This is a genomic window from Pigmentiphaga sp. YJ18, from assembly GCF_038066655.1.
GTDB lineage: Bacteria > Pseudomonadota > Gammaproteobacteria > Burkholderiales > Burkholderiaceae_B > Pigmentiphaga.
Genome location: NZ_JBBUKU010000002.1, coordinates 670,258 through 693,041, shown reverse-complemented (window position 1 = coordinate 693,041; position 22,784 = coordinate 670,258). Strand labels below are relative to the sequence as shown.

Genomic DNA, 22,784 nt, shown 5'->3' with positions numbered 1-22,784 from the left:
CTCTGTAGAATGGGGGGGTCGCCCCCCATTCCCATCGTTTCGCGCATGCCCGCTTCTTCGCCGCTCGCTCCCGGTTTCATGGTCGTTCACGGCAACAGGCTGGAGGAACTGCGCGGGCTGGCGGTGTCGTGGATGAAGCGGTACCCGCTGGCGCCGCTCGAGAACGAGATCATCCTGGTCCAGAGCAACGGCATCGCGCAGTGGCTGAAGTTCGCGCTGGCGGCCGATCCGGACGAGGCGGGGGCGCAGGGCTGCGGGATCGCGGCGGCGGTCGAGGTGCAGTTGCCGGCGCGCTTTCTCTGGCAGGCCTATCGCGCCGTGCTGGGCAAGGACCTGCTGCCCGAGACCTCCTCGCTCGACCGCAGCGGACTGACCTGGCGCCTGCTGCGCCTGTTGCCGCAAGTGCTGGGCGACGAGGCCTTCCTGCCGCTGCGGCGTTTCCTGGCCGACGACGACAGCATGCGCAAGCGCCATCAACTGGCCGAGCGGCTGGCCGACCTGTTCGACCAGTACCAGGTGTACCGCGCCGACTGGCTGGACGATTGGGAGCATGGGCGCGACGTGCTGCGGACATCGCGGCGCGGCACCGTGCCGCTCGACGCGGAAGACCGCTGGCAGGCCGCCTTGTGGCGCGCGGTGCTGGACGACGTGGGCGACGACGGGGTGATCCAGAGCCGGGCGCGCGTGCACCGGCGTTTCCTGGCGCGCCTGGCCGAGACCGAGGTGCCGCCGCGAGACCTGCCGCGCCGGGTGATCGTGTTCGGGATCTCGTCCATGCCGGCGCAGTCGCTGGAGGCGCTGGCGGCGCTGTCCAAGTTCTGCCAGGTCCTGTTGTGCGTCCATAATCCCTGCCAGCATCACTGGACCGACATCGTCGCCGACCAGGACCTGCTGCGCCACCAGTACCGGCGGCAGCAGCGCAAGCCCGGCATGCCGGCGGCGCCGGACGCGCAGGCCATGCACCGCTTCGGCAACCCGCTGCTGGCGGCCTGGGGCAAGCAGGGCCGCGACTACATCCACCTGCTCGATACCTACGACATCCCGGAGCGCTACCAGGAGCATTTCGCGTCCATCAGCGACCGCCGCATCGACCTGTTCAGCGAACCGCCCGCCGAACATCTGCTGGCCCAGGTCCAGGACGACATCCTCAACCTGCGTTCGCTGGAGGAAAGCCGCGAGCAATGGCCGCCGATGGATGTCGAGCGCGATGCCTCCATCCGCTTCCATATCGCCCACAGCCCGCAGCGCGAGGTCGAGATCCTGCACGACCAGTTGCTGGCGCGCTTCGATGCCGATCCCGGCCTGCGGCCGCGCGACGTCATCGTCATGGTGCCGGACATCGACGCCTACGCGCCGCACATCCGGGCGGTGTTCGGCCAGATCGACCCGCGCGATCGTCGCCACATTCCCTACACGCTGGCCGACCAGGGCCAGCGCGGCCGCGAACCGCTGCTGATCGCGGTCGAGCACCTGCTGCGGCTGCCCGAAAGCCGTTTCGCGGTCAGCGAGATCCTGGACCTGCTGGACGTGCCGGCGGTACGCCAGCGCTTCGGCCTGCGCGAAAGCGACCTGCCGCAACTGCATCGCTGGATCGCCGGGGCCGGCGTGCGCTGGGGCGTGGACGCCGGCCAGCGTGCCAGCCTGGGGCTGCCCGGGGGCATGGAGCAGAACACCTGGCGCTTCGGCCTGCGACGCATGCTGCTGGGCTATGCGGCCGGCGCCGCGCCGGCGTTCGAGGGCATCGAACCCTACGATGAAGTGGGGGGCCTGGACGCGGCGCTGGTCGGGTCGCTGGACGCCTTGCTGGAGAGCCTGGAGCGCATCCGCGCGGCGCTGGCGACGCCGGCCGCGCCCCAGGCCTGGGGTGTCCGGCTGCGAGCCCTGATGACCAGTCTTTTCATCCCGACGACCGAGCGCGAGGAAGCCGCGCTGGGCAGCCTGTCGCAGTTGCTGGACGACTGGCTGGAGGTATGCGAGCGCGTCGGGCTGGAAGAAACACTGCCGCTGGTGGTGGTGCGCGAGGCCTGGCTGGGCGACCTGGATCGCAGCCGCCTGAACCAGCGCTTCCTGGCGGGCTCGGTCAACTTCTGCACCCTGATGCCGATGCGGGCGATTCCGTTCCGCGTCGTCTGTCTGCTGGGCATGAACGACGGCGACTACCCTCGGGTCCAGACACCGCCGGATTTCGACCTGATGCGCGCCGACTACCGCCCGGGCGACCGTTCGCGCCGCGAGGACGACCGCTATCTGCTGCTCGAGGCGCTGCTGTCGGCGCGCGACGCGCTGTACGTAAGCTGGGTCGGCCGCAGCGTGCGCGACAACGCCGAGCGGCCGCCGTCGGTGCTGGTGGCGCAATTGCGCGACCATCTCGACGCGGGCTGGGTAAGCGACGACGGCTCGGACCTGCTGGCCGGCCTGACCACCGTCCATCCGCTCCAGCCGTTCAGCCCGCGCTATTTCGCCTCGCGTTCGGGGCGGCTTTTCACCTATGCGCGGGAATGGGCGGTGATGCACGAGGCGCACGAGGCCGCGCCATCCGCACCGCAAGCCTTGCCGCCGCCGGCCACGGGAGCGGTCCTGGACCTGCCGCAATTGCAGGCTTATGCCCGCGACCCGCTGCGGGCCTTCTTCAACCAGCGGCTGAAGATCCATTTCGACGAAGCCGAGGAAGCCGCCGAAGACGAAGAGCCCTTCGCGCTCGACGGGCTGACCCACTACCAGTTGAGCGAACGCCTGTTGCTGGCCGGCTTGCCCGCGGAAAACGCGGACGAGGCCCTGGACCGGTTGCGCGCGACGGCCCGGATGCTGGCGCGCGGCGGCGAGCTGCCGCTGGCGGGATTCGGCGAACGCGTGGTGGAAACGCTGATCGCGCCGCTGCCCGACGTGCTGGAGCGGCACCGGGCCTGGCGCGCGCAATGGCCGCAGGCGTGCGAAGTCCCCGCCGCGGTGGATCTGCGCCACGGCGCGGTGCAATTGCAGGGCTGGCTGGGCGGCCTGCGACGCAACGACGACGGCGGCCACCTCTGGCTCGACGCCATTCCGGGCGAACTGGGCGTGGCCGCGCGCCTGCCCAGGTGGCACCGGCTGATCCGCCCCTGGGTCGCGCATCTGGCGGGCAATGCGATGGGGTTGTCCCTGCACACCGTGCTGGTGGCCACCGACGGCGAATTCAGCTTGCCGCCCGTGGCCGAAAACGAGGCGCGGACCTGGCTGGGCGACCTGATCGACGCCTGGGACGCCGGCATGCGCGTCCCGCCGCCGGTGGCCGTGCGCACCGCGTTCGCGTGGCTGGCGGCGCTGCCGGACGAAGCCGCGGCCTACGAGCAGGCACGCAAGACCTACGAGGGCGGCCCCACGGTGCCCGGCGAGGTCGACCGCAATCCCTACCTGATGCGCCAGTTCCCGGACTTCGAGGCCTTGTGGTCGGACGAGGAATTCGGTTCCTGGGCCCGGACGCTGTATCTGCCCCTGTTCGAGACGGCTCGTCCGGCGCGCGCCGAGAGGAAAGCCGGAGGAGGGCGGGCATGAACGCTACGTCCCCGAAACGCGACCTGGCGCTGGCCCTGCCGCTGCATGGCAGCCGCCTGATCGAGGCCAGCGCCGGCACGGGCAAGACCTTCACCATTTCCGCGCTGTTCGTCCGCCTGGTGCTGGGCCATGGCGGCGACAGCGCCTTCGGCCGCGAGCTGCTGCCACCCGAGATCCTGGTGGTGACCTTCACCGACGCCGCCACCCAGGAACTGCGCGACCGCATCCGCGCCCGGCTGGCCACGGCAGCGCGCTATTTCCGAAAGGAAAGCGATGCGCCTGACGACTTGATCGCCGCCTTGCGCGACGACTACGACGCATCCGACTGGCCCGCCTGCGCCAACAAGCTGGACGTGGCCGCGCAATGGATGGACGAGGCCGCCGTGTCCACCATCCACGGCTGGTGCCAGCGCATGCTGCGCGAACACGCCTTCGACAGCGGCAGCCTGTTCACCCAGACGCTGGAAACCGACCATACCGATCTCCTGGCCGAGGTCGTGCGCGACTATTGGCGCCAGCATTGCTATGCCTTGCGGGACGAGACGCTGGACTGGGTGTCGACGAACTGGATCACCCCCGATGCCTTGCGGCGCCGGATCGCGCCCTTGCTGGCCCATGCCTCGGCTCGCGACATTCCCGGCACGCTGACGGAAATCCACGCCAGTGCCCGTACCCGCCGCGCCGAGGCGCTGGCCCGGTTGAAAGCCCCCTGGGCCGCCTGGAGCGAGGAGCTGCGCGCGCTGTGCGATGCGGCCTGCGCCGCCAAGCGCGTCAACGCCCGCAAGTTCCAGGCGCGCTGGTACGGCCCCTGGTTCGACCGGCTGTCGGCCTGGGCGGCCGATGCCGCGCTGGAAGCCCTGGACCTGGGAACGGGCTTCCAGCGCCTGACCCCGGCCGGCCTGGCCGAGATCTGCGAGGCCGGCCATCGCATCGACCATCCGGCGCTGGACGCCATGGTCGACCTGCCGCGCCTGCTCGCCCAGTTGCCATCCGCCGATGCCGACATGCTGGCGCACGCCGCGTATTGGGTGCGGACACGCTTCGACGAGGAAAAGCGGCGCCGCGCCGAGATGGGCTTCGACGACATGCTGACCCGCCTGGACGCGGCGCTGCGCGGGGAAAACGGCGAGCGGCTGGCGCGGGTCATCCGCGCCCAGTTCCCGGTGGCGCTGATCGACGAATTCCAGGATACCGATACCGTCCAGTATCGGATCTTCGACCGCGTCTACCGCATCGCCGACGATGCCGACGATTGCGCGCTGCTGATGATCGGCGATCCCAAGCAGGCCATCTACGCCTTCCGCGGCGCCGACATCCATACCTATCTGCGTGCCCGCCGGGCGACGGCGGGCCGCCACTACACGCTGGGCACCAACTTCCGCTCCAGCTCCGGCATGGTCGCCGCGGTCAACGCCGTTTTCGAGGCTGCCGAGAACCGGCCGGGCGGGCAGGGTGCCTTCCTGTTCCGGCGCGGCGGCGACGACCCGCTCCCCTTCGTGCCGGTGGCCGCGCAGGGCAGGGCGGAGTCCCTGGTCACGGACGGCACGCCCGCCGCGCCGCTGACCTTCTGGCTGGCCGACCAGGACGCCCCCATCGCCGGCGGCGCCTACCGCGCGGCCATGGCCGCCGCTTGCGCGACCGAGATCGTCCGCCTGCTGGCCGGCGGCCGGGCGGGTAGCACCGGTTTCCTGCAAGACGGCACGATCCGGGGCCTCGCACCCGCCGACATCGCGGTGCTGGTGCGCGACATGGGCGAGGCCCAGGCCATCCGTTCCGCGCTGGCCGAACGCGGCGTGCGCAGCGTCTATCTGTCGGACAAGGACTCGGTGTTCGACGGCCAGGAAGCCGCCGATCTGCTGCGCTGGCTGCATGCCTGCGCCGAACCCGACGACGACCGCAAGCTGCGCGCGGCGCTGGCCAGTACGACGCTGGACCGGCCGCTGGCCGAACTCGACCGGCTGAACCGCGACGAACGTTTCTGGGAATCCTGGGTGCTGCGCTTTCGCGGCTACCGGGACCTGTGGCGGCGCCAGGGCGTGCTGCCCATGCTGCGGCGCTTCATGGACGATTTCGGGCTGCCGGCGGCGCTGGCCCGCCGCGCGGACGGCGAACGCGCCCTGACCAACCTGCTGCACCTGGCCGAGCTGCTGCAACAGGCGGCCGGCGAACTGGACGGCGAACAGGCGCTGATCCGCCACCTGGCGGAACACCTGGCACAGGACGGCCAGGCCAGCGAAGCGCAGATCCTGCGGCTGGAAAGCGATGCCCAACTGCTCAAGGTCGTGACTGTCCACAAGTCCAAGGGGCTCGAATATCCGCTGGTCTTCCTGCCGTTCGCCTGCTCGTTCCGTCCCGCCGACCGTACGCGCCCGCCGCTGCGCTACCACGACGAATCCGGCCGCCTGGTCGTCAGCATCGCCCCGGACGAGGCCGAGGAAGCGCTGGCGGACCGCGAGCGGCTGGCCGAAGACCTGCGCCTGTTGTACGTGGCGCTGACGCGGGCGCGCCACGCCTGCTGGCTGGGCGTGGCCGACCTCAAGCGCGGCCGCGCCGCCGAATCGGGCTGGCCGCTGTGCGCGCTGGGCTATCTGGCGGGCGGCGGCGAACCGTTGACGGGATCAGGCCAGCTGGAGTCCGTGCTGCGCACCCTGGATCCTTCCGGGACCTTGCTGCGTACCGTGCCGGCCCCACGGCCGGACGCCGACGTCCTGGACATGCAGGCCGGCGGCCCCGCCGAACCCGTGTACCGCACGCCCGAGCGCCAGCCCGGCGAACCGTGGTGGATCGCCTCCTACAGCGCCTTGCGCGTCGCCAGCCTGACCGAAGGCGACGAGGAAGCGCGCGAAGCCCGCCTGCACGGCGACACCAGTCCCGAGACCCCCGAGGCGCAAAAGCTGTTCGACGACGACGTCCCCGACACGGACGAGACGCTGGCCACGCCGGCCGGTACCGGCATGCACCGCTTTCCGCGCGGCCCCGGGCCGGGCACCTTCCTGCACGGCCTGTTCGAGTGGGCGGGAGAGGAGGGCTTCGGCGCCGCCGTGGCCGCTCCGGACCGCCTGGCCGACGCCGTCGCGCGCCGCTGCAACCGGCGCGGCTGGGAAAGCTGGATCACGCCGCTGGGCCGCTGGTTGTCCGGCGTGCTGGCCGAGCCTCTGCCGCTGGGCGCGGGACAGAGTTTCCGCTTCGCGGACCTCGAGTCCTACCGGGTCGAAATGGAATTCTGGTTCGAGAGCCGCCACGTCGACGTCGAACGCATCGATGCCCTGGTCCGGCGCCACGTCATGCCGGGCGCGGCGCGGCCCGCGCTGGAGCCGGCCATGCTCAACGGCATGTTCAAGGGCTTCATGGACCTGACCTTCGAGCACCAGGGGCGCTATTACGTGGCCGACTACAAATCGAACTGGCTGGGCGCGACCGATGCGGCCTACACCTCGGCCGCGATGGCGAGCGAGATCCTGGCCAAGCGCTACGACCTCCAGTACGTGCTGTACCTGCTGGCGCTGCACCGGCAACTGACGGCGCGGCTGCCGGACTACGACTACGACCGCCACATGGGCGGCGCGCTGTACCTGTTCCTGCGCGGTACCCGGGCGCCGACGCGCGGCGCGTACTTCGATTGCCCGCCGCGCGAACTGATCGAACAACTCGACCGGCTGTTCGCCGGCACCGCGCAAGTGGAGGCACAGGCATGAGCCACGGTGCCTCGAACTACGAACTGCCGTTCGATGCGCCCGCGCAGGCATCCCCGGACCTGCGCGACCGCGAGGCGCTGTTGACGCTGCTCGACGCCTGGGTCGAACGCGGCTGGCTGCGGCGGCTGGACCGCGCTTTCGTCGGCTTCCTGGTCGACTGCCAGCCCGATACGCAACCGCTGGTAGCGGTGGCCGCCGCGCTGGCCAGCCATCAGCTCGGACACGGCCACGTCTGCCTGGACCTGGCCCTGACGCTGGAGCGGCCCGACGAGGCGCTGTCCCTGCCGCCCGAAGGCGACATGGGGCCCGCGATGCGCCTGCCCTCGGACCTGCTGGCCGGTGTCGACGTCGCGCAGTGGCTGGCCGCGCTGGCTGCCAGCCCGCTGGTCGCGGACGCCGCGCGGGCGCAAGCGCCCGATGACGGCCGGCCGCTGGTGCTCGATGCCGGCCGCCTGTACCTGCGCCGCTACTGGGACTTCGAGCGGCGCATCGCCCGGGCCCTGCGGGAACGCCTGGCGCACCCGGTGGAAACGCCGCCGGACCTCGCGCAATCCCTGGCGCGGCTGTTTGACGAAAGCCAAGGGGCCGACAGCGGCCCCGACTGGCAGAAACTGGCCTGCGCGCTGGCCGCGCGCGGCCGCATCGGCATCGTCACCGGCGGCCCGGGCACGGGCAAGACCACCACGGTCGTGCGCCTGCTCGCACTGCTGCAGATGACGGCGGTGCAGGAGGGGCGTCCGCTGCGCATTCTGCTGTCCGCGCCCACCGGCAAGGCGGCGGCGCGCCTGTCCGCGTCCATTGCCGACCAGGTCGGGCGGCTTCCGGTGTCCGACGCGGTCCGAGCGGCCATCCCCACCGACGTCTCGACGCTGCACCGGCTGCTGGGCAGCCGGCCGGACACGCGCCATTTCCGCCACCATGCCGGCAACCCCTTGCTTATCGACATGCTGGTCGTGGACGAGGCGTCGATGATAGACGTGGAAATGATGGCGCACCTGATGGCCGCGCTGCCGCCCCACGCCAGGCTGGTGCTGCTGGGCGACAAGGACCAGCTCGCGTCGGTGGAGGCGGGCGCCGTGCTGGGCGATCTCTGCCGCGACGCCGAGGCCGGCCACTACACGCCCGAGACCCAGGCCTGGCTCGAACGAGCCAGCGGCGAGAGCCTGGCCGGAACGGGTCTCTCGCCCGGCGACGCCGAACGCCATGCGATGGCGCAGCAGATCGTCATGCTGCGCCGCTCGCGCCGCTTCGGCGCCGGCAGCGGCATCGGGCAACTGGCGCGCGCGGTCAACGCCGGGCTGCCGCAGGAAATGCGTGCCGTGCTGGAACGAGAGTCCGCCGCGCCCGACCCCGATGTCTACGACACGCGCGGCATCCGGCCGGACGCGCTCGACCGCCTGCTGCTCGACGGCCATCCCGCCACCGCGCGCGGAAAACCCTGCGGCTATGCGTACTACCTGGACGTCATGCAGCGCCACCGTCCGGCAGCCGACCGGCCGGGCGACGATCCCGCCTGGGAAGGCTGGGCGGCCCGGGTGCTGGCGGCGTTCGACGCCTTCCGCCTGCTGTGCGCCGTCCGCAAGGGCGAGCAGGGCGTCGAAGGCCTGAACGCGCGCATCGCCCGGGCGCTGCGCGCGCGCGGACTGATCGAACAGGAGCAGGGCTGGTACGAAGGACGGCCCGTCCTCGTCACCCGCAACGACTACGCCCTGGGCCTGATGAACGGCGACATCGGCATCGCGCTGCGCGTGCCGCAAGGTGCCGGGGAGGGCACCGCGCTGCGCGTGGCCTTCCTGCGCAGCGACGGCACCGACGGCGTGCGCTTCGCGCTGCCCAGCCGGCTCAACGCCGTCGAGACGGTCTACGCCATGACCGTGCACAAGTCCCAGGGCTCGGAATTCGCCCATACCGCCTTGCTGCTGCCGGACCGGACCAGCCCCATCCTGACGCGCGAACTGGTCTACACCGGCGTGACGCGCGCGCGCACCTGGTTCACGATGGTGGAGACCGCGCCCGGGGTGCTGGAGGAAGCGGTGGCCCGGCGGGTCAGGCGCATCAGCGGGTTGTCGGTTTGAGGTTTGAAGCCGTATCAATCCATGGTCACGCCGGCTTCGGCGATGACCTTCTTCCATCGTACGCGCTCGGCCTCGATGAATGCCCGGGCTTGTTCCGGGGTAGAGGGCTTGGTCTCGGCCCCCAATGCCAGGAAGCGCTTCTTCACGTCGCCATCGGCCAGGATGGCTGCCAGTGCCTCGTGCAGCTTGCCGACGATGGGCGCCGGCGTGCCCGGCGGCGCCATCAGCGCGAACCAGGCACTGCTCTCGAAGCCTGGAAACCCGGACTCGGCGGCGCTGGGGATATCGGAGGCGATCTCGGTACGCGCATGATCGGCCACCGCCATGATGCGCGCCTTGCCGGTGTCACGCAGCTTGAGCACGGCCGAGATGTTTCCGAAAAAAAGATCGATGCGGCCCGCCATCAGGTCGGTCAACGCGGGGCCTTCTCCCTTGTAGGGAATGTGGACCAGCGAGGTGCCCGTCATCGTCGCGAACAACTGGCCGGTCAGGTGCGACGTCGAGCCGTTGCCTTGGGAGCCGTAGGTCAGCTTGCCTGGGTGGGCCTTGGCGTAAGCGATCAGCTCGGGTACCGAACCGACCGGCAGGGAGGACTTGACCGTGATCGCGTTGGGGCTGCCTGCCAGCAAGCCTATTGCCGCAAAGGACGAGGGTTTGAAGGCCAGGTCCTTGTACAGGTATTCGTTGATCGACAATGGCCCGGGGGGCGTCGCCAGCAGGGTATAGCCATCGGGGGCGGATGCGTAGACCTCCTGGGCCCCGATATTGCCGCCCGCGCCCGGACGGTTCTCGACCACCACGGGTTGGCCCCACCGGTCGCCCAGGCGCTGGCCGACGATGCGCGCAAGGGAATCGATGGTGCCGCCGGCCGGGAAGTCGACCACGATGCGGATCGGGCGCGAAGGGTAGTCCCCGGCGGCAACGGCGGCGGGGCTTGCCAGCGCGCAAGCGGCCAGCAACGGGTAAGCCAGATAGTTCATGGACATGTCTCCTCTCCTTGCCGTTCTGCGACGGCTGGACAGCTGGATGAACCGGCGGTGCCGGGATGGTGGATCAGAAGGGGTAGGCGGGAGGCCGGTCCTGGACGGTGACCCACTGCCACTGCGTGAACTCGTCCCAGTTGGCGGGGCCGCCGATGCGGCCACCGTTTCCCGAGGCTCCCATGCCGCCGAAGGGCACGCGAGGATCGCCCGCCACGGTCTGGTCGTTGATGTGCAGCAAGCCGGTGCGCAGGCGTCGGCCCAAGGCCATTGCCCGCGCCACCGAGCGCGAGACCACGGCGGCCGACAACCCGTATTCGCTGCGGTTGGCCAGGGCAACGGCCTCCTCGTCGCAGGAAAAAGGCGTTACCAGCGCGACCGGCCCGAACACCTCTTCGTCGAAGGCCGGCATGCCCGGCTGAACGCCATCGAGGACGGTGGCGGCATAGAAGGGGCCCTCGGCCAAACCACCCGCGCACAGTCGCGCGCCGGCGGCTATCGTGCGCTTGACCAGTTGGTCGACGCGGCCGAGCTGGCGGGCATTGATCATGGGGCCGAGCCGCACGCCGGGTTGCCGTGGATCGCCTGTTTTCATCTTGCCGGCCTTGTCGGCCAGCAGGTCGACCAGACGGCCGGCGATGCTTTCGTGGGCCAGGATCCGGCCCGTGGCCATGCAGATCTGTCCCTGGTGCATCCAGGCGCCGAACGCGGCGCACCCCGCGGCGAGCTCGAGATCGGCGTCGTCCAGCACGATCAGGGAGTTCTTGCCGCCCAGTTCGAGCGACACTTTCTTCAAGCGCTCGCCACACAGAGCGCCCACGCGCTTGCCCGCGGCGGTCGATCCGGTGAAGGCCACCATGCCGATCCGAGGGTCGACGCACATCGCCTCGCCCACCTCGGCGCCGCCGGGCAGCACGTGGAGCAGCCCGGCCGGCAACCCGGCATCCTCGAACAGTCGGGCGATATAGAGGCCGCCGCTGACCGCGGTCTGCGGATCCGGCTTGAGCACGACGGCATTGCCCGTGGCCAGCGCCGGCGCCACGGCGCGCATGGACAGGGTTAGCGGGAAATTGAACGGTGCGATCACACCCACCACGCCGTGCGGGATGCGGCGGCCATAGCTCAACCTGTCGGCAGCGGAGGGAAATACCAGCCCCTGGGGTTCGCCCAGCATGGCGGCGGCCTGATGCAGGATCAGCACGGCCGAGCGCAACTCCATGTCGGCCTTGGCCCGGATGGCGCCTGTCTCGCGCATGATCCATTCCGCCGCTTCGGCGTGATGACGCTCGACCAGGCCGGCCGCCCGGCGCAGGATCGCCGCCCGCTCGTCGTGCGGCGTCGCGGCCCACGCGGGCTGGGCTTGCTCGGCCAGGCGGGTCGACGCCGACAGCGCGGCGGGCGTCGCCAGCGTCAGCCTCGCGAGCAGGGTGCCGTCCGCCTTGTCGATCGCGTCGTATGCCAGCCCGTCGGCCGGCGACCAACTGCCCTGGAACAGCTTACCGGTCCAGGGCCGGACATCCAGGAAGTCCGGGGCCCTCATTCCAGCACCTGTTCGGAAATGGGATCAAGCATGACTTCGACGACGGCACTGCGGCCCGAGCGGACAGTCTCCAGCGCTTCTTGCAGCGTGGCGCGCAGCGCCTGGCCTTCGCTGACGCGAAAGGCCGCGGCCCCGCTCGCCGCCGCGGCTATGTCCGCCAGGCGCGCGCCGTCCGCCACCGTTATCCAGTAGCGATCCCTGCTTTTCGCCGTGGACTGGGCGTGCACCAGGTTCGTGGAGACCTTGGGCGAATTCCAGCCCCGATTGTTGTAGACGACCGTGAGAATGGGTGCGCCGTAGGTTTGCGCCACCCAATAAGTACTGCTGGGCACGCCGAACAGGAAGCTTCCGTCGCCACTGAGCGCGATCACCTCCGCCTCGGGATCCGCGAGCTTGACGCCCACGGCGGCGTTGATGCCCCAGCCCAGGCCGCTGCCGCCGTTGACGTAGTAGCTGCCGGGCCGGTTCAAGCGCAGCGTCGACAGAATGGTCTCGGTCCCGGAAGGCTCTTCGCACACGATGACCGTGCGGTCGTTGACCAGTTCACCCACCGCTTGCGTCAACTGCCTGACGGTAATGCCACCCTGCCTGACCGACAGCGAGGGCAGGGGAGCGGCGGCCACCCGCTCGCGCGCCTCGGCTATCCATTGCCGCCGTTCGGCCGACACCGGTTCCGCGCGATCGCGGCCGTAGTCCAGCAACTGCCGCAGGACATAGTCGCTATCCGCAAGATAGCTGCGATGCGCGGGAAAATGCCAGAACCCCATGCTGTCCTTCACCGGATCGGTATCGATGTGGAACAGGCGCGCGTCCGGTGCCGGGCCCGTGCGCGAGACGATCCACGGTACGTCCACGTCCAGCATCAGGATGAGATCGGCGTCGGCCACCAGCGCATTGCGCCGGTAGCCCACATGGTGCGGATGCCCGCCCGGGAAATTGACGTATTGCGGCGCGATCTCGGCCACGGGCAGGCCCAGCCGCTCCGACAGTTCCACCAGACGGCCGACGGCGGCCTGATTGCGGCCCAGGTAGGTCGTCAAGACCAGCGGCCGCCGGGCCCGCGCCAACGCCTCGTGCAGCTCCGCCAGCGCCTCCTCGCGCAAGCCGCCCAGGCGGGCAGGGGACCAATGCGAGAGCGCCTCGTCGGACAGGGGCTCGGCCTGGCCTTCCCAGATCTCTCGCGCCCCGGTCAGATAGATCGGACCTTCCGGCGCCGTGGTCGCCACCTGCATCGCGCGCATCAGCACGTTGTCCAGCATCTCGGGAGCACGCAATTCGTAGGTCCACTTCATGTACTGCGCCGCGATTTCATGCTGGCGCGGCGCGTCCTGCGTGTAGTGGATGAACTCGGTGCGCGCGCCGGCGCGGTCGCCGCTGACGGTCACGGGCGACAAGCCGGCCACGATGATGGCGGGAACCCGGCCGCGCGAGGCGTTGTGCAGGCTGCAACCCAGGTTCTGCGTGCCGACGTCCACGTGGACCAGCACGATCTGCGGGCGGCGCGTCACCATGGCATAGCCGTGGGCGGCGGTAAGGGCGGTCATCTCGTGCGGACAGACGACGATCCGGGGCATGGCGGCGCCTTCGTCGTCGATGGCCGCGAAGGCCTCGATGAACGCCGGGTGGTCGCTGCCCAGGTTGGTGAAGAAGTAATCCACGCCCAGCCTGGCTGCAAGCTCCAGCAGGCGGCGCGCGGCAGTGGTAGCAACGGCCCGGGTGGTCATGACTGCGGTATCTCCATGTTCGCGGCGGGCGCATCTGGCGTGCGTCCACGTCGAAATTCATAGTAGGCTTGCCGTAGTCATTTTTTAAGTTTATTTGCTGTATTCCTAGAATTCACTAAATGAATGCATAGGCCATGAATACCTACCGTGCCGACCTCAATCTTTTCTCGGTTTTCCAAGCCATGCTGGAGACCCGCAGCGTGACGCTGGCCGCCGACCGCTTCGGCATCACCCAGCCCGCGATGAGCAATGCCTTGACCCGGCTACGCCAACTGATGGGCGACCCGTTGTTCGTCAACAGCACAAGCGGCATGCAGCCCACGCCGTACGCGCTCGAAATTGCCGAAACCGTGGTCAATGCCCTGAGCGGCCTGCAACGGGCGTTGGATCATCGCAAGAATTTCGACCCTGGCGTGAGCGAGCAGACCTTTCGTTTTCATATCCCCGACATGGGGCAGGTAAACATCCTGCCCATGCTGCTGGAGCGCTTGCAGCAGGTGGCCCCCCGGGTACGGGTGCAGACCGAGACCCTGTCGCAGGAGGACATACGCATCGGACTCGAGAACGGCCGCATCCATTTCGCCGCCGGCCACCTGCCCAGGCTGCGCGGCAGCCGTTTGAGGACACAGCATTTGTTCGAGGAGCGCTACGTCGTCTTGATGCGCGCCGGCCATCCGTTGTCGCGGAGCGTACTGACCCAGAAGTCGCTGCTGCAGGCGCCGCATGCGGTCGTGACGTCCCTGGGAGGCGGACACCAGATCATCGAGGAAGTTCTTCTCAAGAAGCACGCCCGGATCGTCACGTATTTCCCCAACATCATGGCTCTGGCCATGACGTTGACACGCACCGATCTGGTCGCCATCGTGCCGCGCCGGATCGCCACGGAACTGGCCAAGGAAGGAAGGCTGCAAGTCGCGCAGCTGCCCATTGCCATGCCGGCCTTCGACGTGGCGATCTTCTGGCACGAACGCTCGCACACCAGCCCGGCGTGCATCTGGATGCGGGAGCAGATGATCGATCTGTTCATGACGTGATACGCCGCACTTTCGAACCCGCCAATAATACGCATAATGTATATTATGTAAAGTCACGTAATAAGGAAGGCAAGCCGGCCGCTTCCTTTGCTCCCTACGCGTGCACATGTCCCTTGTCCTTGGCTACGGCGGTCAGCGACACGCCAAGCGCATCCATGACCCGGCGCAGCGTGTGATAGCTCGGATTGGCTCCCGGAGCCAGCACGCGATACAGGTTCGTCCGGGCCAGTCCGGTTTGTTTGGCGATAGTGCCTATCCCTCTGGCACGAGCCACGTCCCCCAACGCCTGGAGAAACGCGTCCGGATCTTCCTCCCGGGCGGCCGCTGCCAAGTAATGGGCAATCGTTTCGTCGTCGACAAGGTAGTTCGCCGGGTCGAACTCTCGCAAATCGGTCATGGAAATTCTCTTCCTTTGATGTCCGCCCAAAGGCGTTTCGCGTGTGTGATGTCGCGCGATTGGCTCTTCTTGTCGCCGCCGCACAGCAGGACATAAACCACGTTGCCTTGCCTTCCGTAGTAAACGCGATAGCCCGTGCCTTCATCGATTCGCATTTCACCGACGCCTTCGCCTACAGGGGCAACGTCGCCAAAGTTGTCAGCCAATGCACGCGCGCCGCGTTGGCGCCGGCGGCAGCCCGGTAGACGTATTCGATCAGCGCCCGGGCCCACGCCTTGTCCACGGCGTTCGGGCAGCGCGCCCGGATCCTGCAGGTAGACATGGCGGAATGTTCCTGGAGTTGGACCGCGGGACGAAGGAAAGCGGGGCGCCGCCCCGCCCTCCTCGTCCCGGCGGCCGCCCTGCCCTTATTGCAGCGCCTTCACCACCGCGTCGAAGAACGCCGTGTTGTTGATGACGCCCGCGCCCGTGGGCTTGGACTGCGCGCCCCAGGTCACGATGACCACTTTTTCCTTCTGGTTGATGTAGATGTTCTGACCGAAGATGCCGGTCGCGTAGAACGCCTTGTCGATCTCCGACTGGCCGCTGGTGTTCACCCACCACATGTAGCCGTAGTACGGCAAGGGATCACCGCCGCTGAGCGTCTTGCCGCTGCCGGCATCGGCCACCCAGTTGCTGGGCAGGATGGATTTGCCGTCGATCACGCCATCGTTCATGAAGAATAGCCCGAAGCGGCCCCAGTCGCGAAGCGTGGCGCTCAGGCCGCTGCCGCCGATCTCGATGCCGTCCGGCGAATCCAGCCACCAGTTGGCTTCGGCCTCCATGCCGAACTTGGACCAGATCTTCTCGGACAGGTAGTGGGCCAGCGGCTTCTTGATGGCGCCATGCAGCAGTTCGCCCGCGATCTGCGTTTCTCCCGTGCTGTAGTTGAAGGTGGATCCCGGAGCGGCCGCGCGCGGCAGCTTGCTCATCAGTTCCAGCGCCGTGCCCGGTTTCTGGCCGATCTGGGCTTCCAGCAGCGCCCGGCGATCCGAGGCGGGGTTGGTATAGGTCTCGTCCCATTTCACGCCCGAGGACATCATCAGCACGTCGCGCACCGTGGCGCCGTCATAGGCGCTGCCGGCCAGCTTGGGCACGTACTTGACCACCTGGTCGTTCACGCTGCCGATCAGGCCGTCCTGGATGGCGACGCCGATCAGCGTCGAGGTGATGGACTTGGCGACCGACATGGACATCCAGCGGGTCTTCTCGGTATTGCCGTACTGGTAGGCCTCGTAGGCGATCTCGCCGTTCTTGAGCACAAGCAGGCCCGAGACGCGGTTCAGCGCCAGGTAGTCGTAGATGTCGTAGTCCTTTCCACCGGCCGTGAACTTGATCGCCGGCAACTGTTTGGCCGCCTTGGGCAGCGGGCGCGGCGTGGCGGCGGGCGCGATGCTGCGGGTGGGGAACAGGCGGTCGATGTTGCGGAAGGTGTTGACCGCGAGATCGGGCGTCAGGGTGCCGTCGTACATCTCCCGCACCGTGCCTATCGGCTCTTGCGCATGCGGATAGGTATTGGCTGGCGGCGCGGGTGGCGCGGGCGGCGGATCGTCATCGCTGCCACAGCCGGCCAGGCCGATCATGCCGGCCAGCGCCAGGGTGTAGACGAGGCCGCGGCCTAGCGGCGGCATCCAGGAAGGACGGAATGTGGACTGGGGTACGGATACTGCGTGGTTTGTCACCGTTGTTCTCCTTATCGTGGCTAGCGGCCCGGACTCGGACCGCTGCAGGCGTCAACGTAAGCAATATGCGCGCCAATTGCCGCTCATGCATGGCTGCCCTGGGCCACGGCGCAAACGCGCCGCGGATACTTCTGGAAACGCGGAATCGTCTCCCCTCGCGGTGTCCGGATTCCCGGACGCCATGCGACACTGCGGGATCTTCCCTTCCCGCGGAGCAAGCCATGGATTGGTTGATGGACCCTACTGCCTGGGCCGGCCTGCTGACCCTGATCGTGCTCGAGATCGTGCTGGGCATCGACAACCTGGTCTTCATCGCCATCCTGGCCGACAAGCTGCCGGCCGCCCAGCGGGACCGGGCCCGGGTCATCGGCCTGTCGCTGGCCCTGGTCATGCGGCTGGCGCTGCTGTCCGCCATCTCCTGGCTGGCCACGTTGACCCGTCCGCTGTTCAGCGTGGCGGGCTTTTCGTTCGCGGGACGCGACCTGATCCTGCTGGCCGGCGGCCTGTTCCTGCTGTTCAAGGCCACGCTGGAACTGCACGAAAGGCTGGAAGGCAGCGGCGACCACGCGGGCAACCGCAAGGTCGAGGCGGGATTCTGGCTGGTCATCGCGCAGATCGTGCTGCTCGATGCCGTCTTCTCGCTGGACTCGGTCATCACCGCCGTGGGCATGGTCAACGAGCTGTCCATCATGATGATCGCGGTCGTCGTGGCCATGGCCATCATGTTGTTCGCGTCCAAGCCGCTCACGCGCTTCGTCAATGCCCACCCGACGGTCGTGGTGCTGTGCCTGAGCTTCCTGCTGATGATCGGCCTGAGCCTGGTGTCCGACGGCCTGGGGTTCCACATCCCCAAGGGCTATCTGTACGCGGCGATCGGTTTTTCCATCCTGATCGAGGCCTTCAACCAGACCGCGCGCCGCAACGCGCTCAAGCACGCGGCGCGCCGGCCGCTGCGGGCGCGGACCGCCGACGCCATCCTGACGATGCTGGGCGGCCACCGCACCGCCCAGGCTGCGGAGGAAGGCGCGCCCTCTCCCACGCCCGGCGCCTTCGCCGAAGAGGAACGCCACATGGTCAGCGGCGTGCTCGCGCTGGCCGACCGTTCGGTGCGCTCCATCATGACGCCGCGCGCGGAGATATCCTGGGTGGACCTGACGGCCGGCGCGGACGAACAGCGCGCGCGCATCCTCGATACGCCCCACAGCTACATGCCGGTCTGCCGGCGGCACTTCGACGACATCGCCGGCGTCGCGCGCGCCAAGGACCTCCTGGCCAGCCTGCTGGAAACCGGAGCCATCGACGTCTCCCGCCTGCGCGCCCCCATCTACGTGCACGAAACGATCCCCATCCTGGACCTGATGGACGTGCTGCGCGATTCGCGCGGGCAACTGGTCCTGGTGACCGACGAGTACGGCGCGGTCCTGGGGCTGGTCACGCCGGTGGACGTGCTGGAGGCCATCGCCGGCGATTTCCCCGACGAGGACGAAGCCCCTTCCATCCAGCCGCTGGGGCCGGGGCGCTGGCGCATGGACGGCGCCGCCGACCTGCAGCACGTGGAGCAGGCACTCGGCCTGCCTTCGGTACTGGCCGGCGCCGGCTACACCAGCCTGGCCGGCTTCTTGCTGGCCAGGTTCGCCGAATTGCCTCCCGTGGGCGCCTGGCTGGATCATGCCGGCTACCGCTACACCGTCAGGGAACTGGACGACAACCGCATCTCCGAAGTGGAGGTGACCAGACTGGACCAACCATGACGCAAACCGACCTGCCGAACCGTCTCGACCGTCTGCCCTGGTCGCCGTGGCACACACGCGTGGCCGTCGCGCTGGGCGTGGCCTGGGTGCTCGATGGCCTGGAGGTGACGCTGGTCGGCAGCGTGGGCGGGGTCCTGGAGCGCGGCGATACGCTGGCCCTGAGCGCGGCGCAGGTCGGCTGGTCGGGTTCGTTGTACATCGCGGGCGCGGTGCTGGGCGCACTGGCGTTCGGCCGGATGACCGACCGCCTGGGACGCCGGCGGCTATTCCTGATCACCCTGGCGATCTACATGGCCGGCAGCCTGGCGACGGCGTTCTCGCCCGGCTTCGCCTTCTTCGCCGCCTGCCGTTTCGTGACGGGCCTGGGCATAGGGGGCGAATACGCGGCCATCAATTCCGCCATCGACGAACTGATACCGGCCCGGGTGCGCGGACGGGTGAACCTGGCCATCAATGGCAGCTTCTGGCTGGGCGCGGCCCTGGGGGCGGGGCTGAGCCTGGTGCTGCTCGATGTCCGCATGCTGGGGCCGGTCTGGGGATGGCGCGCGGCCTTCCTGGCCGGCGGCGTCATGGCGGCCGCCATCCTGCTGGTGCGGCGCCACGTCCCGGAAAGCCCGCGCTGGCTGGCCGCGCACGGCAGGCTGGACGAGGCCCGGCGCATCGTGCTCGCGGTCGAGGCCGAAGCCGCCCGCCGCCATGGCGCGCTGCCGCCGGTCACCGGCACCTCGCCCGTGGCGGGACGCTCCCCCACCCTGCTCCAGGTCGCCCGCATCCTGCTGCGCGACTATCGCCGCCGCAGCGCCGTGGCCCTCGGCCTGATGGTGGCCCAGGCCTTCTTCTACAACGCCATCTTCTTCACCTATTCGCTGGTGCTGACGCGTTTCCACGGCGTGGCGGACGGCCGCGTCGGCCTCTACGTCTTTCCGTTCGCGCTCGCCAACGTGCTGGGCCCGCTGCTGCTGGGACCGCTGTTCGACCTGGTCGGCCGCCGGCGCATGATCGCGGCCACCTATGTCTCGGCCGGCCTGGGGCTGGCGCTGACCGGCTGGGCCTTCGCGCAGGGATGGCTGGACGCGCGCAGCCAGGCATGGTGCTGGTCGGCGGTCTTCTTCCTGGCCTCGGCGGCGGCCAGTTCCGCCTATCTGACCGTGAGCGAGATCTTCCCGCTGGAGATGCGGGCGATGGCGATCGCGGTGTTCTATGCGGTGGGAACGGGGCTGGGGGGATTCGCCGGCCCTGCCCTGTTCGGCGAACTGATCGGCACCGGCAGCCACGTGGCCGTGGCCGCCGGCTACGCGGTGGCGGCCGTGATGATGGCAGCCGCGGGCCTGGGGGCGCTGCGCCATGGCGTGGACGCCGAGCGCAAGTCGCTGGAAGCGATCTCGCCGCCGCTGCCGGCACGGCGGCCGGACGAACGTCCTAGCGCGCGGGGGCCGGATCCGCGTGCGTGAGCTGGTGGGTGCGCGTGCCCATGTCCACGGTCAGGGCGTCGCCCGGTTGCAGCTCCACGAACTCGCGCGGGCCGGCCGTCACGGTACGTACCTTGAGCTTGCCTGCCATGAGTTCGACCCGCAGGCGCTCGGGCTCGGCCGCGACCCGGAACCTGACGTCGGGCGTCTCGATGCGGGTGCCGTCGATGACCACCTCGTTCACGCCCCATTGCACCGAGAACGCGGCGCGGTACTGCCAGCGCACGTGGAAGGATGCCTGGCCGCGGGCCAGGATCACCTGGCGCCGGCGCGAGTAGTACGCGACCGACAACGACGTGTCGGGGCCGGCGTCGATGCGGGAGCCGTCGGGCAGGTCCAGCGACCGGGCCTGGCCGCCGGTGCGCAGCTGTTCGCCGAACTGGGGCGAGCTCTCGCGCATGACCCAGCTGACCGTCAAGGCGCCCACCAGCCCCAGCGCCAGCACCAGGCAGGCCCAGCCCAGCCAGCGTTTCCAGGGCGAGGTCTGCGTGGCGGGAGTGCGAGGGGAAGGCTGGGACATGGCGAGGCGACAGGAAGCAGAAAGCGGGATGCGGTTGCCGACGATTATAAGGACGCGGGCTCCGGCCCCACCGCCAGGCGCCGGAAAGCCGCCCCCGTGGCCGAGGCGCCGTCGCGGCGGCTGGCCAGCCACAGCTTCGAGGCCGCCTCGGGTTCGCGCAGCGTCCGGATGACCACGCCGGCCACGTCCAGCCGGCGCACCGAGGCCGGCAGGATGGAAACCCCCAGCCGCGCGGCCACCAGCCCGGCAATGGTCATCACTTCCCGGGCTTCCTGGGCGACGCGGGGCGCGTAGCCGGCCGCCCGGCACAGGTTCAACACCTGGCTGTAGACGCCGGTACCCGCGCCCGGCGCGAAGAACACGAAGGGTTCCTGGGCCAGCGCGGCCACGCCCAGCGCCTCGCTGGCGTCGGCCAGCCGGTGCTGGCGAGGCAAGACCGCGACCAGCGGGTCGGACAGCAGCGGGTAGGCATCGAGCTCCGCGGGAAAGGCGCCGCTGGCGGGCAGGCGCATGAAACCCACGTCGCTGCGCCCGTCCAGCAGGGCCTGGATCTGCTCCTGGCTGGTCTCTTCGATCAATTGCACCGCCACCGCCGGATGGCGTTCGCGGAAACGCGACAACAGATTGGGCAGCGCGCCCGTCAGGACGGCGCTTTCGGTGAACCCCACCCGCAGCGTGCCCAGTTCGCCGCGCGCGGCCCGCGCCGCGATCGACGCCGCGCGCTCGGCCTGGGCCAACAGCGCGCGCGCCTCGGGCAGGAACAGCTGGCCGGCCTCGGTCAGGGAAACCTGGCGCCTGTTGCGGTGAAGCAACCGCGCGCCCAGATCCTGCTCCAGGGCCTGCAATTGCTGGCTCAGTGGCGGCTGGGACATGCCCAGCCGGGCCGCCGCCCGGCCGAAATGCAGTTCCTCGGCCACTGCCACGAAGTACCTCACCCGGCGCAGATCGATCATAGGGATTCGATATTACTGAGCATGATTTCAGTATTGGACGATATCAGACAAAAGGCCTAGAGTTAACCCTAGTTCGTCACTCGTTCGACCGCCATGTCTTCCGCTCCGCCCGTCGGCGCCTCCCTGCCCTCCGTGGACAACACGGCCACCCCCACCGCTCCTGCCCTGCCGGCCGGCCATATCGAGCGCGGCACGCCGGCTTTCTGGCGGGCGGTGGTCGCGCTGTTCGCCTCCGGCTTCTCGACCTTCTCGCTGCTGTATTTCGTGCAGCCGCTGATGCCGCTGTTCGCCCACGATTTCGGCCTGTCGGCCGCGACCAGCAGCCTGGCGCTGTCGCTTTCCACCGCCCTGCTGGCGGTTTCCATGCTCGTGGCAAGCGCCGTGTCCGAGCGGCTGGGGCGGCGCACGCTGATGTTCGCCTCGCTGCTGGGCTCGGCGGCCCTGACCACCGCGATGGCTCTCTTTCCACAGTGGCCGGCGCTGCTGACGCTGCGGGCCTTGATGGGCATCACCCTGAGCGGCCTGCCGGCCGTCGCCATGGCCTACGTGGGCGAGGAAATGGAGCCGCGCGCGGCGGGCCTCGCGATGGGGCTTTACATAGGCGGTTCGGCCATCGGCGGCATGTCCGGCCGCCTGCTGGCCGGCGTGATCGCCGATGGCCACGGCTGGCGGGTCGCGGCGCTGGTCATCGGCCTGATCGGTTTCGCCGGCGCGGTGCTGTTCTGGAAGACCCTGCCCGCGTCCCGGCATTTCAAGCCGCGCGCGCTGGACCTGGCCGGCGCCCTGGGCAGCTTCCGGGCCCACCTGCGCAATCCCGTCATGCTGCGGCTGTATGCCCAGGGCTTCCTGCTGATGGGCGGCTTCGTCGCCGTGTACAACTACATCGGCTTCCGGCTGCTCGCCCCGCCGTTCTCGCTCAGCCATGCCGTGGTGGGCATGGTCTCGGTGGTCTACCTGGCGGGCATCGTCAGCTCCGCGTGGATGGGCGACCTGGCCGCCCGCCTGGGACACGGACGCGTCATGGCGGCGGGCGTCCTGCTGCAACTGGCCGGCGCGCTGCTGACCCTGTCGGGCAACCTGTGGCTGCTGGTTCTCGGGATGGCGGTGCTGACCTTCGGCTTCTTCGGCGCGCATTCCATCTGCAGTTCCTGGGTGGCGCGCGCCGCCCGGCAGGGCCGCGCCCAGGCATCGTCCCTGTACCTGTTCGGTTACTACTGCGGCTCCAGCCTGATCGGGCTGGGGGGCGGCTACGCGCTGGACCTGGCCGGCTGGAACGGCTTCATCGGCCTGGTGGTCGTCCTGCTGACGCTGGCCGCGGCCAATGCCATCCTGCTGGCGCGGCGTTCGGCGGCGGTCTAGAACCTGTTCGGTTCCGCATTCAGTTCTGGTTACCAACT

At 69.2% G+C, this 22,784-nt stretch carries 16 protein-coding genes; 7 read left to right on the top strand and 9 right to left on the bottom strand.

The features are described from left to right. Positions 1-45: 45 nt before the first annotated feature. Genes recC through recD form a run of 3 tightly spaced genes read left to right on the top strand, consistent with a single transcriptional unit; the run spans position 46 to position 9,298 of the window. Positions 46-3,528, top strand: a complete 3,483-nt coding sequence (gene recC / locus WKR98_RS17010; RefSeq protein ID WP_124689518.1) for an exodeoxyribonuclease V subunit gamma — start codon at positions 46-48, stop codon at positions 3,526-3,528. Further along, positions 3,525-7,223 (top strand): exodeoxyribonuclease V subunit beta, encoded by a 3,699-nt coding sequence (gene recB / locus WKR98_RS17005; RefSeq protein WP_124689519.1) that lies wholly within the window; start codon positions 3,525-3,527, stop codon positions 7,221-7,223. The genes recC and recB overlap by 4 nt, the downstream gene beginning before the upstream one ends. Further along, complete coding sequence (gene recD / locus WKR98_RS17000) at positions 7,220-9,298, top strand: exodeoxyribonuclease V subunit alpha (RefSeq protein WP_124689520.1); 2,079 nt, start codon at positions 7,220-7,222, stop codon at positions 9,296-9,298. Before recB ends, recD begins: the two co-directional genes overlap by 4 nt. Before the next feature lie 14 nt (positions 9,299-9,312). Here recD and WKR98_RS16995 read toward each other — a convergent pair whose 3' ends face one another. From WKR98_RS16995 to WKR98_RS16985, 3 genes are all read right to left on the bottom strand, one after another. After that, positions 9,313-10,284, bottom strand: coding sequence for a Bug family tripartite tricarboxylate transporter substrate binding protein (locus tag WKR98_RS16995; RefSeq protein WP_341434174.1), 972 nt, complete (start codon positions 10,282-10,284; stop codon positions 9,313-9,315). Between the two features lie 67 nt (positions 10,285-10,351). Then, positions 10,352-11,818 carry a benzaldehyde dehydrogenase gene (locus WKR98_RS16990; RefSeq protein ID WP_124689522.1) on the bottom strand — a complete coding sequence of 489 codons (1,467 nt, stop codon included), beginning with the start codon at positions 11,816-11,818 and terminating at the stop codon, positions 10,352-10,354. Continuing rightward, a complete protein-coding gene (locus WKR98_RS16985) occupies positions 11,815-13,542 on the bottom strand; it encodes a thiamine pyrophosphate-requiring protein (protein ID WP_124689523.1) in 1,728 nt (575 codons plus the stop codon). Before WKR98_RS16985 ends, WKR98_RS16990 begins: the two co-directional genes overlap by 4 nt. Positions 13,543-13,676: 134 nt before the next feature. Between WKR98_RS16985 and WKR98_RS16980 the strand changes: the two genes are divergently transcribed. Further along, the gene (locus WKR98_RS16980) at positions 13,677-14,576 is read left to right on the top strand and encodes a LysR family transcriptional regulator (RefSeq protein ID WP_124689524.1); all 900 of its coding nucleotides are present in this window, start codon (positions 13,677-13,679) and stop codon (positions 14,574-14,576) included. A gap of 94 nt (positions 14,577-14,670) precedes the next feature. On the opposite strand, the gene WKR98_RS16975 is transcribed toward WKR98_RS16980, so the two are convergent. The 4 genes from WKR98_RS16975 to WKR98_RS16960 all read right to left on the bottom strand — a co-directional run bounded on the left by WKR98_RS16975 (position 14,671) and on the right by WKR98_RS16960 (position 16,694). Continuing rightward, positions 14,671-14,973 (bottom strand): addiction module antidote protein, encoded by a 303-nt coding sequence (locus tag WKR98_RS16975; RefSeq protein WP_124689525.1) that lies wholly within the window; start codon positions 14,971-14,973, stop codon positions 14,671-14,673. Then, a complete protein-coding gene (locus tag WKR98_RS16970; protein WP_238160398.1) occupies positions 14,970-15,179 on the bottom strand; it encodes a type II toxin-antitoxin system RelE/ParE family toxin in 210 nt (69 codons plus the stop codon). Before WKR98_RS16970 ends, WKR98_RS16975 begins: the two co-directional genes overlap by 4 nt. Continuing rightward, the gene (locus WKR98_RS16965) at positions 15,146-15,295 is read right to left on the bottom strand and encodes a hypothetical protein (RefSeq protein ID WP_238160399.1); all 150 of its coding nucleotides are present in this window, start codon (positions 15,293-15,295) and stop codon (positions 15,146-15,148) included. Before WKR98_RS16965 ends, WKR98_RS16970 begins: the two co-directional genes overlap by 34 nt. Before the next feature lie 85 nt (positions 15,296-15,380). Then, positions 15,381-16,694: a serine hydrolase domain-containing protein gene (locus WKR98_RS16960; RefSeq protein ID WP_238160400.1), complete on the bottom strand. Its 1,314-nt coding sequence runs from the start codon at positions 16,692-16,694 to the stop codon at positions 15,381-15,383. Positions 16,695-16,915: 221 nt separating this feature from the next. Here WKR98_RS16960 and WKR98_RS16955 point away from each other — a divergent pair, with 221 nt between their 5' ends. Both WKR98_RS16955 and WKR98_RS16950 read left to right on the top strand, forming a co-directional pair. Beyond that, complete coding sequence (locus tag WKR98_RS16955; RefSeq protein WP_124689527.1) at positions 16,916-18,445, top strand: TerC family protein; 1,530 nt, start codon at positions 16,916-16,918, stop codon at positions 18,443-18,445. Further along, the gene (locus WKR98_RS16950; RefSeq protein ID WP_124689528.1) at positions 18,442-19,896 is read left to right on the top strand and encodes an MFS transporter; all 1,455 of its coding nucleotides are present in this window, start codon (positions 18,442-18,444) and stop codon (positions 19,894-19,896) included. The genes WKR98_RS16955 and WKR98_RS16950 overlap by 4 nt, the downstream gene beginning before the upstream one ends. On the opposite strand, the gene WKR98_RS16945 is transcribed toward WKR98_RS16950, so the two are convergent. Both WKR98_RS16945 and WKR98_RS16940 read right to left on the bottom strand, forming a co-directional pair. Further along, entirely contained in the window at positions 19,865-20,434 is a 570-nt protein-coding gene (locus WKR98_RS16945; protein WP_124689529.1) for a FecR domain-containing protein, read from the bottom strand. The two genes, WKR98_RS16950 and WKR98_RS16945, sit on opposite strands and share 32 nt — an antisense overlap. 44 nt (positions 20,435-20,478) lie before the next feature. Then, a complete protein-coding gene (locus tag WKR98_RS16940) occupies positions 20,479-21,387 on the bottom strand; it encodes a LysR family transcriptional regulator (protein ID WP_238160401.1) in 909 nt (302 codons plus the stop codon). A 93-nt stretch (positions 21,388-21,480) separates the two neighbouring features. On the opposite strand from WKR98_RS16940, the gene WKR98_RS16935 reads away from it, so the two are divergent. Further along, positions 21,481-22,746, top strand: coding sequence for an MFS transporter (locus tag WKR98_RS16935; protein ID WP_124689530.1), 1,266 nt, complete (start codon positions 21,481-21,483; stop codon positions 22,744-22,746). The last annotated feature ends 38 nt before the right edge of the window (positions 22,747-22,784 follow it).

What these genes read in the sequence shown, in the direction of transcription:
- recC (WP_124689518.1), top strand. Translation starts at nt 46, where the DNA reads ATGCCCGCTTCTTCGCCGCTCGCTCCCGGTTTCATGGTCGTTCACGGC.
- recB (WP_124689519.1), top strand. Translation starts at nt 3,525, where the DNA reads ATGAACGCTACGTCCCCGAAACGCGACCTGGCGCTGGCCCTGCCGCTG.
- recD (WP_124689520.1), top strand. Translation starts at nt 7,220, where the DNA reads ATGAGCCACGGTGCCTCGAACTACGAACTGCCGTTCGATGCGCCCGCG.
- WKR98_RS16995 (WP_341434174.1), bottom strand. Translation starts at nt 10,284, where the DNA reads ATGTCCATGAACTATCTGGCTTACCCGTTGCTGGCCGCTTGCGCGCTG.
- WKR98_RS16990 (WP_124689522.1), bottom strand. Translation starts at nt 11,818, where the DNA reads ATGAGGGCCCCGGACTTCCTGGATGTCCGGCCCTGGACCGGTAAGCTG.
- WKR98_RS16985 (WP_124689523.1), bottom strand. Translation starts at nt 13,542, where the DNA reads ATGACCACCCGGGCCGTTGCTACCACTGCCGCGCGCCGCCTGCTGGAG.
- WKR98_RS16980 (WP_124689524.1), top strand. Translation starts at nt 13,677, where the DNA reads ATGAATACCTACCGTGCCGACCTCAATCTTTTCTCGGTTTTCCAAGCC.
- WKR98_RS16975 (WP_124689525.1), bottom strand. Translation starts at nt 14,973, where the DNA reads ATGACCGATTTGCGAGAGTTCGACCCGGCGAACTACCTTGTCGACGAC.
- WKR98_RS16965 (WP_238160399.1), bottom strand. Translation starts at nt 15,295, where the DNA reads ATGTCTACCTGCAGGATCCGGGCGCGCTGCCCGAACGCCGTGGACAAG.
- WKR98_RS16955 (WP_124689527.1), top strand. Translation starts at nt 16,916, where the DNA reads ATGGATTGGTTGATGGACCCTACTGCCTGGGCCGGCCTGCTGACCCTG.
- WKR98_RS16950 (WP_124689528.1), top strand. Translation starts at nt 18,442, where the DNA reads ATGACGCAAACCGACCTGCCGAACCGTCTCGACCGTCTGCCCTGGTCG.
- WKR98_RS16945 (WP_124689529.1), bottom strand. Translation starts at nt 20,434, where the DNA reads ATGTCCCAGCCTTCCCCTCGCACTCCCGCCACGCAGACCTCGCCCTGG.
- WKR98_RS16940 (WP_238160401.1), bottom strand. Translation starts at nt 21,387, where the DNA reads ATGATCGATCTGCGCCGGGTGAGGTACTTCGTGGCAGTGGCCGAGGAA.
- WKR98_RS16935 (WP_124689530.1), top strand. Translation starts at nt 21,481, where the DNA reads ATGTCTTCCGCTCCGCCCGTCGGCGCCTCCCTGCCCTCCGTGGACAAC.